General features: G+C 71.0%; 22 protein-coding genes. 15 read left to right on the plus strand and 7 right to left on the minus strand.

Annotated features, from left to right (window positions below):
• The 3 genes from ACYQ0U_RS15105 to ACYQ0U_RS22940 all read left to right on the plus strand — a co-directional run bounded on the left by ACYQ0U_RS15105 (nt 1) and on the right by ACYQ0U_RS22940 (nt 3,356).
• On the plus strand, nt 1–825 hold the full coding sequence (locus tag ACYQ0U_RS15105; RefSeq protein ID WP_459974319.1) for a TSUP family transporter: 825 nt from the start codon (nt 1–3) through the stop codon (nt 823–825).
• Nucleotides 826–875: 50 nt separating this feature from the next.
• The gene (locus ACYQ0U_RS15110) at nt 876–3,053 is read left to right on the plus strand and encodes an MMPL family transporter (RefSeq protein ID WP_459974321.1); all 2,178 of its coding nucleotides are present in this window, start codon (nt 876–878) and stop codon (nt 3,051–3,053) included.
• 138 nt (nt 3,054–3,191) lie between these two features.
• Nucleotides 3,192–3,356: a hypothetical protein gene (locus tag ACYQ0U_RS22940; RefSeq protein ID WP_488199417.1), complete on the plus strand. Its 165-nt coding sequence runs from the start codon at nt 3,192–3,194 to the stop codon at nt 3,354–3,356.
• Between the two features lie 375 nt (nt 3,357–3,731).
• Here the strand turns inward: ACYQ0U_RS22940 and ACYQ0U_RS15115 are convergent, their stop codons facing one another.
• On the minus strand, nt 3,732–4,190 hold the full coding sequence (locus tag ACYQ0U_RS15115) for a HEPN domain-containing protein (RefSeq protein ID WP_459974323.1): 459 nt from the start codon (nt 4,188–4,190) through the stop codon (nt 3,732–3,734).
• Nucleotides 4,181–4,765: an ArsR family transcriptional regulator gene (locus tag ACYQ0U_RS15120; protein WP_459974325.1), complete on the minus strand. Its 585-nt coding sequence runs from the start codon at nt 4,763–4,765 to the stop codon at nt 4,181–4,183. The genes ACYQ0U_RS15115 and ACYQ0U_RS15120 overlap by 10 nt, the downstream gene beginning before the upstream one ends.
• Before the next feature lie 165 nt (nt 4,766–4,930).
• On the opposite strand from ACYQ0U_RS15120, the gene ACYQ0U_RS15125 reads away from it, so the two are divergent.
• Entirely contained in the window at nt 4,931–5,155 is a 225-nt protein-coding gene (locus tag ACYQ0U_RS15125; RefSeq protein WP_459974327.1) for an HIT family protein, read from the plus strand.
• A gap of 160 nt (nt 5,156–5,315) precedes the next feature.
• Here ACYQ0U_RS15125 and ACYQ0U_RS15130 read toward each other — a convergent pair whose 3' ends face one another.
• Nucleotides 5,316–6,623: a hypothetical protein gene (locus ACYQ0U_RS15130; RefSeq protein WP_459974329.1), complete on the minus strand. Its 1,308-nt coding sequence runs from the start codon at nt 6,621–6,623 to the stop codon at nt 5,316–5,318.
• Nucleotides 6,624–6,756: 133 nt separating this feature from the next.
• The gene (ychF, locus tag ACYQ0U_RS15135; protein WP_459974331.1) at nt 6,757–7,833 is read right to left on the minus strand and encodes a redox-regulated ATPase YchF; all 1,077 of its coding nucleotides are present in this window, start codon (nt 7,831–7,833) and stop codon (nt 6,757–6,759) included.
• An 88-nt stretch (nt 7,834–7,921) separates the two neighbouring features.
• Between ychF and ACYQ0U_RS15140 the strand changes: the two genes are divergently transcribed.
• From ACYQ0U_RS15140 to ACYQ0U_RS15150, 3 genes are read left to right on the plus strand one after another with little or no spacing between them, the layout of a single operon-like run.
• Nucleotides 7,922–8,689 (plus strand): exodeoxyribonuclease III, encoded by a 768-nt coding sequence (locus ACYQ0U_RS15140; protein ID WP_459974333.1) that lies wholly within the window; start codon nt 7,922–7,924, stop codon nt 8,687–8,689.
• 36 nt (nt 8,690–8,725) lie between these two features.
• Nucleotides 8,726–9,766 (plus strand): DNA recombination protein RmuC, encoded by a 1,041-nt coding sequence (locus ACYQ0U_RS15145; RefSeq protein WP_459974335.1) that lies wholly within the window; start codon nt 8,726–8,728, stop codon nt 9,764–9,766.
• Complete coding sequence (locus ACYQ0U_RS15150; protein ID WP_459974337.1) at nt 9,763–10,188, plus strand: DUF6542 domain-containing protein; 426 nt, start codon at nt 9,763–9,765, stop codon at nt 10,186–10,188. The genes ACYQ0U_RS15145 and ACYQ0U_RS15150 overlap by 4 nt, the downstream gene beginning before the upstream one ends.
• A gap of 198 nt (nt 10,189–10,386) precedes the next feature.
• On the opposite strand, the gene ACYQ0U_RS15155 is transcribed toward ACYQ0U_RS15150, so the two are convergent.
• Nucleotides 10,387–11,013, minus strand: a complete 627-nt coding sequence (locus ACYQ0U_RS15155; RefSeq protein WP_459974339.1) for an L-threonylcarbamoyladenylate synthase — start codon at nt 11,011–11,013, stop codon at nt 10,387–10,389.
• The gene (locus tag ACYQ0U_RS15160) at nt 11,013–12,014 is read right to left on the minus strand and encodes a 4-hydroxy-3-methylbut-2-enyl diphosphate reductase (RefSeq protein WP_459974341.1); all 1,002 of its coding nucleotides are present in this window, start codon (nt 12,012–12,014) and stop codon (nt 11,013–11,015) included. The genes ACYQ0U_RS15155 and ACYQ0U_RS15160 overlap by 1 nt, the downstream gene beginning before the upstream one ends.
• 46 nt (nt 12,015–12,060) lie before the next feature.
• On the opposite strand from ACYQ0U_RS15160, the gene xseA reads away from it, so the two are divergent.
• From xseA to ACYQ0U_RS15175, 3 genes are all read left to right on the plus strand, one after another.
• Nucleotides 12,061–13,341: an exodeoxyribonuclease VII large subunit gene (gene xseA / locus ACYQ0U_RS15165; RefSeq protein WP_459974343.1), complete on the plus strand. Its 1,281-nt coding sequence runs from the start codon at nt 12,061–12,063 to the stop codon at nt 13,339–13,341.
• Nucleotides 13,322–13,543, plus strand: a complete 222-nt coding sequence (locus ACYQ0U_RS15170) for an exodeoxyribonuclease VII small subunit (RefSeq protein WP_459974345.1) — start codon at nt 13,322–13,324, stop codon at nt 13,541–13,543. The genes xseA and ACYQ0U_RS15170 overlap by 20 nt, the downstream gene beginning before the upstream one ends.
• Before the next feature lie 221 nt (nt 13,544–13,764).
• Complete coding sequence (locus ACYQ0U_RS15175; protein ID WP_459974347.1) at nt 13,765–15,942, plus strand: hypothetical protein; 2,178 nt, start codon at nt 13,765–13,767, stop codon at nt 15,940–15,942.
• Here the strand turns inward: ACYQ0U_RS15175 and ACYQ0U_RS15180 are convergent.
• A complete protein-coding gene (locus tag ACYQ0U_RS15180; RefSeq protein ID WP_459974349.1) occupies nt 15,935–16,498 on the minus strand; it encodes a DUF4245 domain-containing protein in 564 nt (187 codons plus the stop codon). The two genes, ACYQ0U_RS15175 and ACYQ0U_RS15180, sit on opposite strands and share 8 nt — an antisense overlap.
• A gap of 34 nt (nt 16,499–16,532) precedes the next feature.
• Here ACYQ0U_RS15180 and ACYQ0U_RS15185 point away from each other — a divergent pair, with 34 nt between their 5' ends.
• Genes ACYQ0U_RS15185 through ACYQ0U_RS15205 form a run of 5 tightly spaced genes read left to right on the plus strand, consistent with a single transcriptional unit; the run spans nt 16,533 to nt 20,727 of the window.
• Nucleotides 16,533–17,768 carry an SLC13 family permease gene (locus ACYQ0U_RS15185; protein WP_459974351.1) on the plus strand — a complete coding sequence of 412 codons (1,236 nt, stop codon included), beginning with the start codon at nt 16,533–16,535 and terminating at the stop codon, nt 17,766–17,768.
• 24 nt (nt 17,769–17,792) lie between these two features.
• The gene (locus ACYQ0U_RS15190) at nt 17,793–18,188 is read left to right on the plus strand and encodes a TOBE domain-containing protein (RefSeq protein ID WP_459974353.1); all 396 of its coding nucleotides are present in this window, start codon (nt 17,793–17,795) and stop codon (nt 18,186–18,188) included.
• Nucleotides 18,185–18,934, plus strand: a complete 750-nt coding sequence (modA, locus tag ACYQ0U_RS15195) for a molybdate ABC transporter substrate-binding protein (RefSeq protein WP_459974356.1) — start codon at nt 18,185–18,187, stop codon at nt 18,932–18,934. Before ACYQ0U_RS15190 ends, modA begins: the two co-directional genes overlap by 4 nt.
• A 3-nt stretch (nt 18,935–18,937) precedes the next feature.
• The gene (locus ACYQ0U_RS15200; protein WP_459974358.1) at nt 18,938–19,705 is read left to right on the plus strand and encodes an ABC transporter permease; all 768 of its coding nucleotides are present in this window, start codon (nt 18,938–18,940) and stop codon (nt 19,703–19,705) included.
• Complete coding sequence (locus tag ACYQ0U_RS15205) at nt 19,702–20,727, plus strand: sulfate/molybdate ABC transporter ATP-binding protein (RefSeq protein ID WP_459974360.1); 1,026 nt, start codon at nt 19,702–19,704, stop codon at nt 20,725–20,727. The genes ACYQ0U_RS15200 and ACYQ0U_RS15205 overlap by 4 nt, the downstream gene beginning before the upstream one ends.
• The last annotated feature ends 13 nt before the right edge of the window (nt 20,728–20,740 follow it).

Genomic DNA, 20,740 nt, shown 5'->3' on the forward strand with positions numbered 1-20,740 from the left:
ATGAGCCTCGTCCTCGCCGTCGCCGCCGGCGCGCTCATCGGCCTGTCCTTGGGCGCGCTCGGGGGTGGCGGGTCGATCCTGGCTGTGCCGGCGCTGGTGTACCTGCTCGACCAGTCGGCCGCGGAGGCGACGACCGGCTCGCTGGTCGTGGTCGGGGCCACCTCGGTGATCGCGGCGGTGACGGCACACCGGGCCGGGAACGTGCTGCTCGGACGCGGCCTGACCTTCGGGCTGGTTGCGACTGGCGGGGCCTCGCTCGGGGCGGTGCTGTCGGCCCGGGTCTCCGACGAGGTGCTGCTGGCGGCGTTCGCCGCTCTGATGCTCGCGGTGGGTGGCCTGCTGGCCTGGCGGCAGTTTCGCCACGGCCGGCGCCGCGAGCCCCAGCACTCCGCCCGCCCCGCCCTGGACGACCCCATCATCACGTTCAGCCCGACGTTTGCCTGCCAGTGCCCCCGCGCGGTCAAGGTGCTCGTCACCGCGACCGGGGTCGGCCTGCTGACCGGCTTCCTGGGCGTCGGAGGCGGGTTCCTGGTCGTGCCGGCACTCCTCATCGCCCTCGCGCTGCCGATGGGGTACGCCGCCGGCACGTCGCTGGTGGTCATCACCATCACGAGCCTGGCCGCCCTCGCGGTCCGAGCCGGCGGCGGCACCCATCCCGACTGGGGTCTCGTCGCAGTCCTGACCGCCGCCGCGGCCCTCGCCGCGGTCGCCGGCGCGGCAATCGCGGCTCGGGTCGACGCGGCCCGACTCCAGACCGCCTTCACCGTCCTGGTCCTCGGTGTCGCGGCCTACACCGCCACCCAGGCTCTGCCGGCGATCGCCTGAGCCCGGCCCCGACTCGAACCTCATCCACACCACACGGAAACGGAACCGACATGACCACCACCTCCGCACCCGGCCCGAAGACTGCAACCCCGAGCCTCATACCCGCCACCCCTGGGCTGCTGGGACGGCTCGGAGTCTGGGTCACCGACCATGCCAAGCTCGTCACCGCCGTCTGGCTTCTGGCCATCATCGGCCTCGGCGCGTTCGCTCCGCAGGTCGAGCACAACCTCTCCGGCGCCGGCTGGCAGGCCAACGGCTCGGAGTCGGTCGAGGCCCGCGAACTGGCCCGCGAGCACTTCGGTGGCAACGCCTCCTCGGCCATCCAAGTCGTCGTGCGCTCCACCAACGGTCCCGTCACCGACGGTGAGGGCAGTGAGGTGATCTCCGAGGTGACGCGCATCCTCGAGGACGAGCCCCGCATCGCCGAGGTCGTCGCACCGACGCCGGGGGCGACGCTGTCCGAGGACGGCTCCACGGCGATCGTGCTCGCGGGAGCGGGTGCCGACACCAACGACATGGTGCGGGTGGCCACCGACCTCAAGACCGACCTCCAAGGCCTGTCCACCGACACCGTCGAGGTCAACCCGACCGGCTCCTCGCTGCTGTGGAGCGACTTCAACGAGGCCAACCTCGACGCCATGTTGAAGTCGGAGCTCATGTCGTGGCCGGTCACTCTGGCGATCCTGGTCCTCGCCTTCGGCGCCCTCGTCGCAGCGGGGCTGCCGCTGATCCTCACCCTGGCCGGCCTCGTCGCCTCCGCCGGGTCCCTGGTGCTCATCAACGAGCTCGTGCCGGTCTCGATCTGGGCGATGAACTTCGCCATGATGTTCGCCCTCGCGCTCGGCATCGACTACGCGCTGTTCCTCGTGGCCCGCTACCGCGCCGCCCGCGCCGCTCGCAACTCCCACCGTCTAGAGGACCGACAGTGGGCGATCGCCCAGACCATGGACACCGCCGGCAAGGCCGTTCTGCTCTCGGGGCTCACCGTGCTCGTCTCGCTGTCCGCGGTCATGCTCGTGCCCTCGCCGTCGTTCCGCTCGATGGCCGGCGGCATCATGCTCTCGGTCGTCTTCGTCCTGGGTGCCACCCTGACCCTTCTCCCCCTGGTGCTGTTCAAGCTCGACGGTCGGATCAACAAGCTCGCACTCCCGTGGTCGCGCTCCGGCGAGCACCGCTCGCCGAGGTTCGCCGCCTGGGGTGAGCGGCTCTGGAAGCGCCCGGTCGCCTGGGGCCTTGCCGCGCTGGTGATCCTGCTGGCGCTCGCAGCCCCGATCGTCGGCCTCCAGACCGCGATGCCGTCGATCAAGGTGCTCCCCGAAGACGCCTCTGCCCGCGTCGGGTACGACCAGGTCCAACAGTCGTTCGGCGAGGGCGCTCCCGGCACCCTCCAGATCGTCCTGGACGAGACGGACGCCGACGCTGCCGCCACGGTCCTGCGCGAGGACGCCGGGATCGCCGCAACCATGGGACCTGTGCCAGCGGCCGACGACAGCGGACTGGTGCTCGTCCAGGCTGTCCCCACCGTCGATCCCTCCGACCCCGCGCTCGGAGACACGGTCGACCGCTTGCGCGCCGACCTGCCGGGCTCCGCACTGGTCGGCGGCGCGGCCGTGGAGAACATCGACCTCAAGACCCAGCTCGACGAGTCGACGCCGTTGGTCATCGGCGTGGTCCTGGTGCTCGGGTTCCTTCTGCTGCTGATCGCGCTCCAGGCGCCGCTGATCTCGCTGCTCGGCACGCTCGCCAGCCTGCTGTCCACGGCAGCCGCGTTCGGCGTCGCGCGGCTGATCTTCCAGGAGGGCTACGGCGCTGACCTGCTCGGCTTCGAGTCCCAGGGCTTCCTCGATGGGTGGGCCCCGGTGTTCTTCTTCGCCATGATCTTCGCCATCGCCATGGACTACACGGTCTTCCTGCTCGCCTCGGCCAAGGAGCACTACGAGCGCAGCGGCGACCCCAAGGAGGCCATGGTGGGCTCGCTGGCCCACTCCGGCAGGGTGATCTTCGCCGCCGGCGCGGTCATGGTCGCGGTCTTCTTCACCTTCGCCCTGTCCGGCCCGATCCCGCCCAAGGAGATGGGCGTGGTCCTCGGCCTCGCGGTGCTGCTCGACACGTTCCTGGTCCGGCTCGTGCTGCTCCCGATCCTGCTCCGGCTGACCGGCCGGGCCGCCTGGTACACCCCGGCCTGGCTGCGCAAGGTCCTGCCGAACATCACCTTCGCCCACGACTGAACGGGCCCTTCCAGCGCTTCACACGAACCACCAGACCGCCCGGATCATCCCCCGAACCCGGGCACCCAGCGGGCCGGGGCGCCACCACCCCGGAGCTCCGGCCCGCCCCATCCAACCTCACGTGAAGGAGAGCCGCTCATGTGTCGAGCGACCACCTGCCGAACCTGCACCAAGACCACATGGGCTGGCTGCGGCCAGCACATCGCCCAGGTCAAGGCCCGCGTCCCCGCCGGGCAGTGGTGTCCCGGACATCCCGGTGCCGACCGCCGTGGGAGCTGGCTCAGCCGGCTCCTGGGCCGCTGAGGCAACTCGAAGAACGACCGAGCCGAGAACCGAACAGAGTCCGCCGCGAACACCGAACGAGCCGTCGGCTTCTCGCCGGGACCATCGTCCTCGCCACCATCGTGCTGACCGCGGCGCGGCCCGCTCTACACAACCTGAATCGATCTGCGGACTTCCCGCGGGCACGCCACGGGCAGCATGCCGCTGACCTGAGGGGCCGCTTCCTACACGTTGAAGCGGAACGATCAGGCGGGGTTTCGGTGGTTGTTGGTCATCGCCGGCTGCTGCCGGAAAATGTGGTCTGACCTGCGGAAACACATTCGCGGGACCCTTGGATGCCGTCGGCGATCGTCGGTCTCGGCCGGACTTCTTGCGGACCATTTGCGGACTGCGGGGTCACGGCGAGAGCCCTCGGGCGAGGGCGGCGTCGTACAGCGTCCGGGCGACCTGCTCGGCCTTCTCGGTCGCCGCGGCACCCACCGGCTTCGCCTCGTAGCGGTCCTGGTTGCGAGCGCGTCGCAGGCGGTCGAACTCTCGCGCCGCCCTGTCCGCGGGCGGCTTGTCGAAGACCGCGCGCAGGTAGCGGCCGAGCGCCTCGTGTTGGCCGGGGCCGTTGGTCGTCCGGAAGCCGTAGGCCGCCAGCAGCGCCTCGCCCGTGTCGTGGCAGGCGTCGTACGCGATGCCGTATCTGACGACGACACTGGTGAGCAGCGGCAGTTGGTTCAGGCGCTCCTCGGCCTGGCGCAGGAACGACGTCGCACGGGCGACGTCTGCGGGCACGACATCGAGCCGTCGCGCCTCCACCAGTGCGAGGACCGTCGCCTGCTGGACGCGGGTGAGTGGGGTCAGCGCCACGGCAGTTCCCCGATCACGGGGACCGCCGGGCCGCTGCGCACGTTGTCCAGGAACCCGGAGGACGTCGCGAACTCCTCGGCGGCGAGGATCGTCGGGTTCACGGGACGGTGCACCGCGGCCTCGACCCGGGTGCACGCCTCGTAGACCGCGTCCACGTCGGGTTCACCGAGCACCATGACGTCGATGTCGTGCGGTGCCGGACCGGCATCCCCGAGCACCCGCGCGGCGAAGGAGCCGTAGAGGAACGCCGACTCAATCCCGTCGATGCGGGCGAGCTCCTCGGCCAGCATCACCACCGGGCCGGTCGCGATCCTGAGGATCTCGCGCAAGGGGTCCACCAGCGGGCTCTCGCCGTTGGCGCGGATCAGCCTCGTGCGGCCCACCTGTCGCTCACTCAGGATGCCGGCGCCAAGCAGGCGCGCGACCTCGCGGTGCGCGGTCGGGTAGGCCAGGCCGGCCCGTTTGGCCAGGTCGGTGACGCTCAGTTCGTCGCCGGTGAGCAACAGTGTGGAGAGCAGACGCGCCTGGCCGTCCGACCGGAAGATCGGAGCGAGGAGCGGCGCCTCAGTTCTCATATAACTGAGATTATCATCCACTATACCGACAGTCAATGGCCCGTGCCAAGGCCGGGTGCGACCGGTGTAGCTGTGCAGCATGCGTGGTCCAGCGACCGAGGCGTGCAGAGGAGCAACTGCGAACGGGGCTTCCCTCATGGATCCTCTAGTCCGCCGTACTCGGTGATGGACTTGGTTCGAAGGTCAGCAAGGGCCATCGATGCCGTGGAACAACGTCCTGGAATCAGTGTCTGGCAGAACAACGGGGTCGATGCGCACCAAGCGATCCCCCATCTTCACTTCCATGTGGCGGGCACGGTCGACGGTGGCGGAACCGAATGGGACGAGGTTCATGAGCTCAGCGTCGACGAGACCGACGCCATTGCCGATCGGTTGCGGCCGCACTTCTAGGCGCGGGGTCGCACGCGACACGCGCATCGACGAGCTCTGGCCCGTCGCGGCCACAGGCTGTCCGCATTGGTCGGGTCCATCGCCTTCCCCGTCGAAGTGAAGCGGTCATGCAAAGGCGCGCCGAAGAGGCGGACACGGTCGCGTGTCGGCCCGACGCGCGTCAGGTCTCCGGTTCTGGGTCCCATTCCGGGCGGTCGCCCCGCAACCCATCGGTCCAGTTCTCAGATGCTTCGCTCGGAAAGCCACTCGGTGGAGTCGGGGCATCGTAGATCCACTGCGACGGTGGTGGTCCGGACGCGCCGATCCCGAAGACATGACCTGACGGTGTTGCCCGGTACGCGAACCATGCCTGCCCGTCCTTGCGCACCTTCGAGACAATGAGCTCGTCGGTCTCGAACTCGAACTGGCGAGAGTCGCGCAATACCTCGAGTAGGTCCGACCGGTATCGCTCAGGTTGCTTCTCGTTTCGATACCAGCCCATGTGGCATGTGGCGAGCCATCGAAGTGCTTCCTTCGTTTCCGAGAACTCGCGCCGATCGAGAAGTCTTCCATCGTCATCAACACCGCGGCGACCGGCATTTTCGACAAGGCTCCGCCGGGTTGCGGCTCGCGCAGCGAGATCTTCAGCCCGCTCACTCTTGAACCGGCACACAGCTTCGTAGGCCGCCTTCGCCGTAGTTGACTGGGCTGCGTCGCGCGCCGGCAGACCACGGAACTGATCGATGTCAACGAGCGATCCACGAAGACCCCACGCCATTCCCGCCCTGGCGCGCATGGATGGCTGGCGCCCGTCGTTGAGGAATGAGAGTCGGACGAAGAGAAGCTCGTAACCCATGTAGAACGCGATGGGGTACAAGACCGAGACGGCCACCCCCGAAAGCCACACCGGCATCAGCAGTTCGTTGGCGAGTTCATGCCTGTCGAGCGTGGGCCAATCGCTGATGACGTGTGTCACCGAGTACGTGAGGAGCCCAAGTGTCGAAAGGATCATGATCCCAGTGGTCAAGTTGGCTACAGGCTTGCACTCCCGGTGGTTCAACGCCACGACGTTCAGGCCGACTACCAAGAGCAGGAAGCTCTGGGCAACGAGCTCGATGGGCAGAGGCATGACCTGCGCGTTCACGAAGAACCCGAGCAACGCCGTCACCCCGAGCGTCTCCAAGAAGCGGCGCTTGAAGAAGTTAGGATCCTTCCCTGCCTCGCCGAGGCTGACAAACCAGACGAAGCCGACGAGCAGGAACCACAGAATCGTTCCGCCAAGCAGATCTGGGCTCCAGAGCGAGAACCCGGCAGCAAGCCAGATGGCTCCGACCTCGACCGCTACGAACACCAGCATGAGTGGTGTGATCTTCGATAGGAACAACTGCTTCGCAAGCGATGGCAGCATCTCCCGAACGTCGCGCACCGCCAGTGCGAGCATCACGAAAGCCGCGAGCAGGATGAGAGTTGCTAGTTCACGATTGTTCATCGCGTCGTCTCTCGGTCAGTAGGTCCCGACTCCCGGAAGATGCACCCATCCGGCCGATCAAGTTGAATTTCTTGCGGACTCAGTGCGGACTGGAGGGAGTCATACCCCCTCTGACCTGCGGTTTTACGACGATTCACACGTTGAAGCGGAACTCCACGACGTCGCCGTCGGCCATGACGTAGTCCTTGCCCTCCATGCGGACCTTGCCGGCCTCCTTGGCCTTGAGCATGGAGCCGGCCTCGACCAGGTCGTCGAAGGAGACGATCTCGGCCTTGATGAAGCCGCGCTGGAAGTCGGTGTGGATCACGCCGGCCGCCTCGGGAGCCGTGGCGCCCTGGGGAATCGTCCAGGCGCGGGTCTCCTTGGGACCGGCGGTCAGGTAGGTCTGGAGGCCGAGAGTCTCGAAGCCGACGCGGGCGAGCACCTCGAGGCCGGGCTCCTCGACGCCCATCTCCCGCAGCATCTCGCGGGCCTCCTCGTCGTCGTCGAGCTCGACCAGCTCGGCCTCGAACTTCGCGTCGAGGAAGATCGCCTCGGACGGCGCCACGATCTCCCGCATGCGGGCCTTGAGCGCCTCGTCGGCGAGCTCGTCGGCGTCGCAGTTGAAGACGTAGATGAACGGCTTGGCGGTGAGCAGCGACAGCTCGCGGACGAGGGTCCGGTCGATCGAGGTCGCGATGATCGGCGTACCGGCCTCCAGGGCGGCGAGCGCCTCCTTCGCGGCGTCGAGGTTGGCGGCGAGCGCCTTGTTGCCGCGCGCCTCCTTCTCCAGGCGCGGGATCGCCTTCTCGACGGTCTGGAGATCGGCGAGGATCAGCTCGGTCTGGATCGTGGAGATGTCGTTGGCCGGGTTGACCTCGCCGTCGACGTGGGTGACGTCCTCGTCGCGGAAGACCCGCGTCACCTGGCAGATCGCCGCGGACTCCCGGATGTGCGCGAGGAACTTGTTGCCCAGGCCCTCGCCCTCGGAGGCGCCCCGCACGATGCCGGCGATGTCCACGAACTCCACGGTCGCGGGCAGGATCCGGGCCGAGCCGAACAGCTCGGCGAGCTTCGGCAGCCGGTCGTCCGGGACCCCGACGACACCGACGTTCGGCTCGATCGTCGCGAACGGGTAGTTCGCCGCGAGGACGTCGTTCTTGGTCAGGGCGTTGAAGAGCGTCGACTTGCCCGCGTTGGGGAGACCGACGATGCCGATGGTGAGAGCCACGGGCCGCGAGTCTACGGCGCCGCGGGACGCCCCTCCGAATCGCGCAGCGGGCGCTCCGGGGCTCGGGCCCGGGCCCTAGGGTTGGCGGGTGCGCATCGCCACGTGGAACGTCAACTCCCTCCGCTCCCGCATCGACCGCGTCGAGGCCTTCCTCGACCGCCACGAGGTCGACGTGCTGGCGCTGCAGGAGACCAAGGCGCGCGAGGACCAGCTGCCGCTGATGGGCATCGAGGCGCGGGGGTACGACGTCGCGGTCTCCGGCGCGAACCAGTGGAACGGCGTCGCGATCATCAGCCGGGTCGGGCTGGAGGACGTCGAGACCGGCTTCCCGGGGCAGCCGGGATGGGGCGAGCCGGCCGAGCCTGAATCGCGTGCGATCGGGGCCACGTGCGGCGGCGTACGCGTCTGGTCGCTGTACGTGCCCAACGGCCGCAAGCCCGACGACCCGCACTACGTCTACAAACTGGACTGGCTGGCGAGGCTCCGCGCCGCCGCGCAGGAGTGGACCCGCGGCGACACCGCGCTGGTCGGCGACTGGAACATCGCGCCGACCGACGAGGACGTGTTCGACATCTTGCAGTTCGCGAGGTCGACCCACGTGACGCCGCCCGAGCGCGCGGCCTTCCAGGGGCTGCTCGACGACGGGTACGTCGAGGTCACCCGCGAGCACGCGCCCGGCTACACCTACTGGGACTACTACCGCCAGCGCTTCGAGCGCGACCGCGGGCTCAAGATCGACTTCGTGCTCGGCTCGCCGTCGCTGGCGCAGCGCGTGACCGGTGCGTTCATCGACCGCGAGGAGCGCGCCGGCCAGGGCGCGTCCGACCACGCACCGGTGGTCGTCGACCTGGCGTAGCCACGCACTGTCGGTGGCCGCGTCCATGCTGGCCCCATGACGGCAGTGACGCTCTTCCTCACCCTGCTCGTCGGGCTGGCCCTCGGTGGCCTGCTCGGCGTGCTGTGGTCGCGCGCGCGGACCCCGTACGTCGCCGGCCTGATCGACCAGGCCGAGGTGATGCAGGGGCTCGACCGGCTCAGCGACCAGATGCACCACCTCGATCGCTCGCGGGCGACCTGGCAGGGGCAGTTCGACGCCCAGGTCGACCTGCTCCAGCGCGAGACGCGATCGCTGTCCACCGCCCTGCGCAAGCCGCAGGTCCGGGGCCGCTGGGGCGAGCTGCACCTGCGGCGCGCCGTCGAGCTGGCCGGGCTGGTCGACCGCTGCGACTTCGCGGAGCAGGTGCGCCTCGACGACGGGGCCCGCCGCCCCGACCTCGTGGTCAACCTGGTCGGCGGCCGGCAGGTCGTCGTCGACGCGAAGGTTCCCCTCGACGCCTACCTCGACGCCACCTCGAGCGACGACGAGGACGAGACCGCCCACCACCTGCGCCGCCACGCCGCCCAGCTGCGCAGCCACGTCGACACCCTCGGGTCCAAGCAGTACTGGCGCTCGCTCACCGAGAGCCCCGAGTTCGTCGTGCTCTTCGTGCCCGCGGAGTCGTTCCTCGCGGCGGCCCTGGAGACCGACGGCTCGCTGATCGAGTACGCCGCCACGCGGCACGTCGTGCTCGCGACACCCACCACGCTGATCGCCCTGCTCCGCACGGTCGCCCACGGGTGGAGCCATGAGGTGCTGGCCGACCAGGCGCGCGAGATCCACCGGCTCGGCCGCGAGCTGCACGAGCGGCTGTCCTCGATGAACGGCCACCTCGACCAGCTGGGGCGCTCGCTCAACGCCGCGGTCGGGCACTACAACCAGACGGTGGGGTCCCTGGAGTCGCGGGTCCTGGTGAGCGCCCGGCGGTTCGGCGACCTGCCCGCGCCGCGCCAGGTGGACGCCGCCAGCCGGTCCATATCACCGGTCGACCTCCGCGTCGTGGAACGGCGCGCCGCCGACGGCGGGGAGGACGCGGACCATACCGTGGCCCTGTGAGCCAGCGGACCCTCTGGGAGGAGGGGCGCGAGCCGGGCCGTCAGGTCGTCGCGCTCGGGCTGGCGCTCGCCCTCACGACGGTCGTGATCGACCAGGCGCTGCTCGGCAAGGTGGGGCTGTTCTTCGACATCTGCTTCGTGCTGATCTGCGTCGCGACGGCGCTGGCCGTGCGGCCCAGCGACTTCTTCACCGTGGGCGTGCTGCCCCCGCTGCTCATGGGCACGGTCTTCACCATGCTCGGCCTGACCCGGCCCGACGTGATCGCCGACGAGAGCGACGGGGTGGTCCAGGCCGTGGTCTCCGGGCTCGGCCACCACGCCGGCGCCCTGGTGACCGGCTACGTGCTGTGTCTGGCGATCCTCGCCGTCCGGCACCGCGTGATGTCGCGACAGGCGACCGAGCGCCAGCCGGCTGCGCCCTGATCGACTCGGCCCGCCCCGGCGGCGTACCCACGGACGATCCTGCGGTGTGGTGGACCGTCCGCCGACAGTTTCGCCCGTGGCTATCGAGAGATCAGACACCCACACTCGGCCCGCCCCGGCGGCGTACCCACGGACGATCCTGCGGTGTGGTGGACCGTCCGCCGACAGTTTCGCCCGTGGGTACGCCCCAACGGTGGATCAGGCAGCCTCGAACCGCGACGGGTCGCCGGCGCCCACGCGCACCACCTCGGGGTGGCCCTCCGACCAGTCGATCACCGTGGTCGGCTCGGCCGGGGTCTCCCCGGCCTCGACGACCAGGTCGACGACGTGGTCGAGCTCCTCCTTGATCTCCCAGCCCAGGCTGCGGGGCTCGGCCTCGCCGGGGAGGATCAGCGTGCTGGTCAGCAGCGGCTCGCCGAGCTGGTCCAGCAGCGCCTGCACGAACACGTGGTCGGGGATGCGCACGCCGACGGTCCGCTTCTTCGGGTGCATGAGCCGCCGCGGGACCTCCTGGGTCGCCGGCAGGATGAACGTGTACGGCCCGGGCGTCGCCGCCTTGATCGCGCGGAACGCCGAGTTGTCCAGCTTCACGAACTGGCCCAACTGGGCGAAGTCCTTGCACATCAGCGTGAAGTGGTGCTTGTCGTCGAGGCCGCGGATGCGCAGGATCCGGTCGCGGCCGTCGCGGTTGCCGAGCCGGCAGCCGAGCGCGTAGCCCGAGTCGGTCGGGTAGGCCATCAGCTGGTCCTCGCGGAGGGCGTCGGCGATCTGTCCGAGCAGCCGGGGCTGGGGGTTGTCCGGGTGGACGTCGAGGAAGCGGGCCATCAGACTCGGCCGGCCGCCTTGAGGTCGCGCCGCAGCTCGGGCGGGAGCGCGAAGATCAGCGACTCCTCGGCGCTGTGCACCGCCCGGGCGTCCGGGTAGCCCCGCTCGGCGAGGAAGGACAGGACGCCGTTGACGAGCTCCTCGGGCACGCTCGCGCCGGAGGTGACGCTCACGGTGCTCACGCCCTCGAGCCAGGCCTCGTCGATCTCGCCCGCGTCGTCCACGCGGTATGCCGCGTGCGCCCCCGCCTCGAGCGCGACCTCGACCAGTCGCACGCTGTTGGAGGAGTTTCCCGAGCCGACCACGATGACCAGGTCGGTGCCCTGTGAGATCTCCTTGACCGCGAGCTGGCGGTTCTGGGTGGCGTAGCAGATGTCGTCGCTCGGCGGGTCGAGCAGGTCCGGGAACCGCTCCCGGATCGCCGCGACGGTCTCCAGCGTCTCGTCGACCGACAGCGTGGTCTGCGAGAGCCAGGCGACCCGCTTGGGGTCGCGCACGACGATGCCCGGCACGTCGGCCGGGCTCTGCACGAGCTGGATGTGGTCGGGCGCCTCACCGGCGGTGCCCTCGACCTCCTCGTGGCCCGCGTGCCCGATGAGCAGGATGTCGTAGTCCTCGGTGGCGAACCGCTTCGCCTCGTGGTGGACCTTGGTCACCAGCGGGCAGGTGGCGTCGATGGTCTTGAGGGAGCGCTGCTCGGCCTCCGCGTGCACCGCCGGGGACACCCCGTGGGCCGAGAACACCACGGTCTGCCCCTCGGGCACCTCGTCGAGCTCCTCGACGAAGATCGCGCCCCGCGACTCCAGGTTCGCGACCACGTGCTTGTTGTGGACGATCTGCTTGCGCACGTAGACGGGGGCGCCGTACAGGTCCAGCGCCTTCTCGACCGTGATCACGGCGCGGTCGACGCCGGCGCAGTAGCCCCGCGGCGCTGCCAGCAGGACGGCCTTCTCGGCCTCGCCCGGCGACAGGATCGGCGGCATGCCCATGTCGGTCGTCATGGTGTCCAGTCTAGGTGGGTCGGCGGCGTCCCCTAATCTCGCCCGCATGGCCCTGGAGACCTCGCTCGAGTCGCCGGCGCCCGTCCGCCAGATCGCGAACGCGATCACGGGCTGGGTCGACCGGCTCGGCGCGGTGTGGGTCGAGGGCCAGGTCGCCCAGGTGAGCCGCCGGCCGGGCATGAGCACCGTCTTCCTCATCCTGCGCGACGCCGTGGCCGACATCTCGATCCCGGTCACCTGCTCGCGCACGCTCTTCGACGGCCTCAACCCGCCGCTGGTCGAGGGCGCGAGCATCGTCGTCCACGCGAAGCCGTCCTACTACGCCAACCGCGGCACGCTCTCCCTCTACGCCCGCGACATCCGGATGGTCGGCCTCGGCGAGCTGCTCGCGCGCCTCGAGCGCCGCCGCCAGCTGCTCGCCGCCGAGGGCCTGTTCACCCACGAGCTGAAGCGCCGGCTCCCCTTCCTCCCCGGCACGGTCGGCCTGGTCACCGCCCCCAACAGCGCCGCCGAGCGCGACGTCCTCGAGAACGCCAGGCGCCGCTGGCCCGCGGTCCGCTTCGAGGTCGCGTACGCCGCCATGCAGGGTCCGCGCTCGGCCAGCGAGGTCATCGAGGCGGTCGAGCGCCTCGACCGCAACGCCGACGTCGAGGTGATCGTGGTCGCCCGCGGCGGCGGGTCGGTCGAGGACCTGCTGCCGTTCTCCGACGAGGCGCTGATCCGGGCGGTCGCGAAGGTGCGCACGCCCGTGGTCTCCGCGATCGGCCATGAGCCCGACCAACCGCTGCTCGACCTGGTCGCCGACGTCCGGGCGTCGACGCCCACCGACGCCGCCAAGCTGGTGGTCCCCGACGTCGCCGAGGAGGTCCGCAACGTCGCGCGCGCCCGGGAGCGGATGCGCGCGGCGATGTCCGGCTGGATCTCCCGCGAGCAGGCGGGGCTCGACGCGCTCCGTTCCCGCCCGGCCCTCGCGGACCCCCGCACCCTCCTCGACGCGCGGCGCGAGGAGGTCCGTCAGCTCCGCGACCGGGCGCGCCGCACCCTCGGCCACGCCCTCGACCGCGCCGCCGACGACGTCGGCCACCAGCGGGCCCGGGCCCGGGCGCTCTCGCCGCTGGCCACCCTCCAGCGCGGCTACGCCGTGCTCCAGGACGCCGACGGCCACGTGGTCACGTCGGTCGCCGGCGTCGCCCCGCAGCAGCAGATCAGCGTCCGGGTCGCCGACGGCCGGATCCACGCGACCACCACGAGCACCGAGCAGATCCAGGCTGAGCAGATCCGGGCCGAGCACATCGAGGGAGAGACCGATGGCAGCGAAGAAGACTGAGCCGCAGGGCGGGACGCCGTCGTACGAAGTTGCCCGCGAGGAGCTCGTCGAGGTGGTCCGCGCGCTGGAGGCCGGCGGCACCTCCTTGGAGGAGTCCCTCGCGCTCTGGGAGCGCGGCGAGAAGCTGGCGACGATCTGCCAGGAGTGGCTCGAGGGCGCCCGCAAGCGGCTCGACGAGGCGATCGAGAAGGACCCCCAGTAGGAGCAGGTATGGACCGGTGGTCTGGTCCCGTGGTCCAGACGTCACCAGCTTGTGGGCGTGGATTTACCGGCGTGTTGCCGCCCTGAGGGGTGAATGTGGACTTTGTTTCCCCGTGAGCGGGGCGCGTCGTTACCCAGCCTTTACTCTTCCACGCATCGGTAAAGAGCGGGAGCGCTGCGTGATTCGGGCAGGCGCGTGCCCCTGGGGGAAGGGAACGCGTCATGCGAGACATGCGCACGCAGGCACGACGGATCGGCATCGCGGCAGCATCGGCCCTGGTGCTCGTGCTGCCGCTGGGCCCGATGCAGCCGGCTCAGGCCGCACCATCGGCCGACCTGTCGATCACCAAGCAGGTCGTCAAGTACGAGTCGGGCAAGCTGAACGTGCCGGCCGACTTCGACCCGGCCCGGAGCGCGACGCGCGCCCTGGGTCACTACGAGGTGGCCGGAAGCGGTCTCCGGCTGTGGACCGAGGCGGCTCCGGTTCCCCCGGTCAGCCCCGACCCGCGCAAGGTCGCGGAGTACGTCGCCACGGACACGCCGTTGAGCGCTGTCGGGAGCCCGAGCCTGGAGTGGACGCAGACCTCCGGCGCGGCCCCGGGCTACCAGCTCGTCGCGGACCTCGACGGCAACGGCGCCAAGGACGCGATCCTCGTCGGCGAGTACGGCATCTGGTGGGCCGCCGAGATGACCGACCCCGCCCTCCGGGCGGCGGCACCCCAGACCTCCACTCTCGGCAACACCCCCTGGCAGGGCTCCCTGGCGGACTGGCAGTCGGCCTTCCCGACCGCGAAGGTGCTGGCCTTCGGCTTCTCCCTCGGGTCCGGAGCGACCGGTGACGGCGTGCTCGAGGCGATCAACTTCGGTGGCACCCGGTACACCTTCGTCGCCGGCAGCTGGTCGTCGTCGGTGACCGCCGCCCCGGGCTCGGTCCTGAAGTACCGCCTGACCGTCACCAACGACAGCGACGCCGACCGCGCGGCCACCAACACCACGGTCGCCGACATCCTGCCGGCGGACCTGACCTACGTGCCCGGATCGCTGAAGGACAACGGCAACAACTGCGCCTTCGTGGGCAGGACGTTGAGCTGCAACGCCGAGGACCTCCCGATCGGCTTCAGCACGACGATCACCTACCGCGCCACGCTCAGCAACACCGTCACGAGCGACGGCCTCCCGAAGAACATCGGCCACCAGGTCGACGTCCAGAAGCAGGAGGTCTTCGCGGACCTTCCGGCCGGCGAGACCAAGACGTACTCGGCCTGGTGCCCGAGCGGCTACCGGGCGACCGACGGCGGCCTGCTCGTCGACGTCGTCGACCAGGGCGGCTTCTACTCCGACCTGGTCACGCTGCGAAGCAAGACCGCCACCTCCGGCGGCCTCGAGGGCTGGACCGTGACCGTCGCCAACCTCGGCGCCTCCCGCGGCCAGGGCAAGGTGAAGGTCACCTGCCTCGGCACCCGGACCAGCTCGGTCAACGGCCACACGCACGACCTCGTCGTGTCCACGGCCGCCGGCGCCGTCCCGGCCAGCCCTGGTGTCGAGGTGCAGCGCACCTGCCCGGCCGGCTACACGCCGATCGCGCCGTGGTTCGACGTCACCGGTGGTGTGGCGACCGTCCAGGCGTCCTACGCCCAGCTCAACACCTGGGTCTGGATCTTCGACTTCGACCCGGGCACCGTCGTCGACTTCGGTGCCAGCTGCCTCGCGCCGGAGGCCACCTCGAGCAACGGCCACACCGCGCCGCTCGCGCTGACCGACTCCGACCAGACGATCCCGGTGGCGGCCGAGGCCCGCGCCGAGGGCGTGCAACAGTGCGGCCAACTCTCCCGCGCGGTCACCGGTGGCTACCGGACCGAGGACCCGTCGCTGCTGTCGCTGGGTCGTGAGCAGCGCGGCACCAACTACATGTTCCGCTTCTACAACGACGACTGGGACCTGGCTCGGGACGCGGTGATCCAGGTCCAGTGCGTCGGTGTGCGCACCGCGGACGAGAGGACCTACTACACGGTGACCAACACCGCCCGGGTCGCGACCACCGAGGTCGACCGCTCGACCACGGACGACACCTCCAGTGCCGTGGTCACGGTCGACGGTCCCCCGGTGACCCCGCCGGGTGGCGTGGCCATCGCCGGCATCGGCACCCGGACCCCCGCCAGCGGCAACATCAAGTTCGTCGTGCTCGGTCTGACCTGCACGGAGGCGTGCTCGTTCACGGCCAAGGTGCTCAAGAACGACGTCGTGGTCGCCAAGGTGGTGAAGTCGCTCGCGGCCTCGTCGACGCAGGCCTCCGTCAAGGTGCCGACGACCGGCGCCGGTCGGAGCCTCGGCGCGGGTCAGGTCACGGTGAAGGTGAAGACCGCCTCCGGCACCAACACCAGGACGGTCACGCTCAGCTGAGCGGCGCGGTGGTCAGCGTCGCGACGAGGTCCTCGAGGTCCTCGGCCGGCGCTGACCCCCAGACCAGCACCGTCTCCCCCCCGACCTCGGTCGCGAACGCCGTGTCGCCACCGGGGTCGGTGAACGTCTGCCACTCCGAGGTGATCTCGCCGTCGAGCGTCACGGGCTCACCCTCGGTGGCGTCGGTGCCGACGTACTCCCGGACCAGGTCGTCGACGTCCTCGTCCTCCTGGTGGAGCCCCGCGAAGTTGTCCTGGTCGGTGGTCATCGCGAGGTCGAACACCGGGCGCTCGCCCGGGGTGAACGTCGCCTGCTTCACGAACCAGCCGTCCGGCAGCTGCGCGGGGTAGACCGGCGCCAGGTCGCCGAGCTGGATGCTCTCCACGAGCGCCAGGTAGTCGACCGGCTCCGGCTCGTACTCCGGGGTGTGGCGGAAGATGCCGCGGAAGACGATGATCGCGAACACCACGAGCACCAGCACGATCATCGAGCCGACCAGGCCTCCGAACGACCGGTTGTACCTACCGGGTCGACCGGTCTCTGACGCCTGACTCACGGGTCGATTCTCACAGGTGGACTAACCTCACCGCGTGCCGCCCCTCGACCTCGTCCCGGTGGCCGCACTCCTCGCCCTGCTGGTCACGGCCTACGTCCACCCGCGGGCCCGCACCGAGCTCGCCGTGGGCCTGGTGGCCGCGGGGGTCACCCTCGCGACCGGGATCCTCGCCGTCGACGACGTCGAGGAGACGCTGCGCCACCTCGGGCCGGTCGTGCTCTTCCTGGTCACGATCCTCGTGGTGGCCGACGTCTGCGCCCGGGCCGGACTGTTCGCGGCCGCGGCGGCGCGGATCCGGAAGGCGACCTCCGGCAGACCCGCAGCCCTGTTCACCGGCGTCTTCCTGCTGGCCGCACTGGTCACGACAGCGCTGAGCCTGGATGCGACCGTCGTGCTCCTCACCCCGGTCGTGGTCGCCGCCGCGGCCGCGGCCGGCACGTCGGCGTGGCCGGGCAGCCACGCCTGTCTACGGATCGCGAACTCCGCCTCGCTGCTGCTCCCGGTCTCGAACCTCACCAACCTGCTCGCCCTGCCTCATCTCGACCTGACCTTCGGCGCGTTCGCCCTCGAGATGGCGCCGGTGCTGCTCGCGGTCCTCGTCGTGGAGTACGCCGTGCTGCGGCTGCTCTTCCGGCGCGAGCTCGCCGCTCGCCCGCAGCCCCGTGAGCACGCCCCGGACCCGGCGGTGGAGCCGGTCCCGGTGGTCGTCGTCGGACTGATGCTCGCGGGCTTCGCCGTGGCCTCGCCGTTCGGCGTCGACCCGTGCTGGGTCTCGGCGGCCGCCGCGGTCGTGCTGGTCCTCTGGGCCCGGCACCGGGGGCTGGTGACGCCGCGCGAGGCGGTCGCGGCGGCGCACCCGGCGTTCGCGGTCTTCGTGCTCTGCCTCGGGCTGGTCGTGGCGGCGCTCTCCGCGGGCTTCCTCGGCGACGTCGTCGGCGACCTCCTCCCGGGCGGCACGTCCTGGCTGGACCTGATGGTCATCGCGCTGCTCGCGACGGTGCTCGCCAACCTGCTCACGAACCTGTCGGCCGCCCTGCTGCTGGTGCCGCTGCTCGTGCCCCTCGGCGACACGGCCATCCTCGCGGCCCTCCTCGGTCTCAACATCGGGTCCGGCCTCACCTACACCGGCTCCCTGGCCAACCTGCTCTGGCGCCGGACCCTCCTCCGGGGCGGCACGCGCCCCTCCCTCAGCGGGCTGCACCGGGTGTCGCTGGTCGCCACCCCGCTCAGCCTCCTTGCCGCAGTTGCGGTGCTTTCAGTGGTCAACTGACCGCAGATGCGGCATCATCGCCGCATGACGACCTACCGGATCGCGGAAGCCGCCGAGCTGCTCGGGGTCAGCGACGACACGCTGCGGCGCTGGGTCGAGGCCGACCGGGTCGCGAGCACCCGGGAGGACGGGCGCACCGTCGTCCCCGGGGCGGCCCTGGCCGCGCTGGCGGAGTCCCTCGCCGAGCACCCCGACCGCGAGCTGACCCGGGCGGCCGCCGTCAGCGCCCGCAACCGGCTCGCCGGGATCGTCACGAAGGTCAAGAAGGACACCGTCATGGCCCAGGTCGAGATGATCTGCGGTCCCTACCGGCTCGTCTCGCTGATGAGCACCGAGGCCGCCGAGGAGCTCGGCCTCGAGCCCGGCGTCCAGGCCATCGCCTCGGTCAAGTCCACCAACGTCGTCGTGGAGCGCCCGTGAAGAGGCTGGTCCTGCCCCTGGTCCTCGCGCTCGCGCTGCCGCTGACCGCGTGCGGCGGCGGCGACGAGGACGAGACGACCCTGACGGTGTACGCCGCCGCCTCGCTCACCGCCGCCTTCGAGGACATCGCCGCGGAGTTCGAGGAGGCGCACGACGGCGTGACGGTCGAGCTCAGCTTCGGCGGCTCCTCCGACCTCGTCACCCAGATCCAGGAGGGGGCGCCGGCCGACGTGTTCGCGTCCGCCGACACCGCCAACATGGACAAGCTGGTCGCCGAGGACCTCACCGGCGCCGACCCCGAGCCGTTCGCCACGAACACGCTGGAGATCGCCGTACCTCCGGGCAACCCGGCGGGCATCCAGACCTTCGCGGACCTCGCGGAGCCCGGGCTGGCGCTGGTCGTCTGTGCCCCGGAGGTGCCCTGCGGCGCGGCCGCGCAGGCGGTGGCCGACGTCGCCGGCGTGAGGCTCGAGCCGGTCAGCGAGGAGCAGTCGGTCACGGACGTGCTCGGCAAGATCAGGTCCGGCGAGGGCGACGCGGGCCTGGTCTACGTCACCGACGTCGCGGCCGCGGGCGACGACGTCGAGGGCATCACGTTCCCTGAGTCCGGCGACGTCGTGAACATCTACCCGATCGCGCCGGTGGCCGACTCCGACGAGTCCGACCTAGCCGCCGACTTCACCGACTTCGTCCTCGGCGACACGGGCCAGAGCATCCTGTCCGACTACGGCTTCGGGCAGCCTTAGCCCGTGCTCCCCCGCTGGATCTACGTCCCGGCGGCGGTCGGGGCGGCCTTCGTGCTGCTCCCCGTCGTCGCGATCGTGGCGCGCGTGGACTGGGCGGACTTCGCCACGCTGATCACGTCCGAGGCGTCGCAGGACGCGCTCTGGCTGAGCCTGCGGACGTCGGCGATCAGCACGCTGCTCTGCGTGCTGCTCGGTACGCCGATGGCCGTGGTGCTCGCGCGCACCTCGTTCCCCGGCCTGGGCGTCGTGCGCTCCCTGGTGCTGCTGCCGCTCGTGCTGCCGCCGGTCGTCGGCGGCATCGCGCTGCTCTACACGTTCGGCCGTCGCGGCCTGCTCGGCGAGGAGCTCGAGCTGCTCGGTCTCCAGGTCGCGTTCTCGACCGCGGCGGTGGTGATGGCGCAGACGTTCGTGGCGATGCCGTTCCTCGTGGTGAGCCTGGAGGGGGCGCTGCGCACGGCGGGCCGGCGCTACGAGGTCGTCGCGGCCTCGCTGGGCGCCGGCCCGACGACGGTGTTCCGCCGGGTGACGCTGCCGCTCGTGCTGCCCGGCCTCGTCTCCGGAGCCGTGCTCGCCTTCGCGCGCTCGCTCGGGGAGTTCGGCGCGACGATCACGTTCGCCGGCAGCCTCCAGGGCGTGACCCGCACGCTGCCACTGGAGATCTACCACCAGCGCGAGACCGACGTCGACGCGGCCATCGCCCTGTCGCTGGTGCTCGTGGTCGTGGCGGTGCTGGTCATCGGCCTGGCCCGGCAGGGACGGAGCGCGGTGTGACCCTGGAGCTGGAGGCGACCGTCGCCGACCGGGACGTCGAGGTCGCCCTCGAGGTCGCCGACGGCGAGACCCTCGCCGTCCTCGGACCCAACGGCGCCGGCAAGTCGACCCTGCTCTCGGTCGTCGCGGGGCTGCTGCGCCCCGACCGCGGCCACGTCCGGCTGGACGGCCGCGTGCTCACCGGCGACGGCGCCTTCGTCCCGCCCCACGACCGGCGGGTGGCGCTGCTCGCCCAGGACCCGCTGCTGTTCCCGCACCTCAGCGTGCTGGAGAACGTCGCGTTCGGGCCCCGGAGCCGCGGCGCCGGTCGCGGCCCGGCCCGCGAGGCGGCGTACCGCTGGCTGGCCGAGGTCGGCGCCGACGACCTCGCGGACCGCAGGCCGGGGCAGGTGTCCGGGGGCCAGGGACAGCGGATCGCGCTCGCCCGGGCCCTCGCCGCCGAGCCGCGGCTGCTGCTGCTCGACGAGCCGATGGCGGCGCTCGACGTCGCCGTGCTGCCGGCGCTGCGCCAGACCCTCAAGCGGGTGCTCGCCGGGCGGACCACCGTGCTCGTCACGCACGACGTGCTCGACGCGCTGCTGCTCGCCGACCGCGTCGTCGTGATGGAGGGCGGGCGGGTCGTCGAGGCCGGCCCGACCGCCGACGTGCTGGAGCGGCCGCGCAGCGCCTTCGCCGCCCGGATCGCCGGCCTCAACATGGTGTCCGGCGCCTGGCACGACGGCGGGGTCGGCGGGATCCGCGGCATCGCGACCGACCCGGCTCCTGCCGACGGCGACCCCGCCGTCGCGGTGTTCCGCCCGAGCGCGGTGTCGGTGTTCCGCGAGGCCCCCGGCGGCAGCCCCCGCAACATCCTCCCGGTGACGGTGACCGACCTGGAGCCCCGCGGCGACCAGGTGCGCGTGCGGTCCGGCCACCTGGCCGCCGACGTGACCGTGCAGTCCGCGGCGGAGCTCGACCTCGCGCCCGGCACCCCGGTCGTCTTCGTGGTCAAGGCCAACGAGGTCGCGGTCTACCGGACGTGAGGGTGGGTAGGGT

The sequence above is a fragment of the Nocardioides pyridinolyticus genome, from assembly GCF_054653575.1.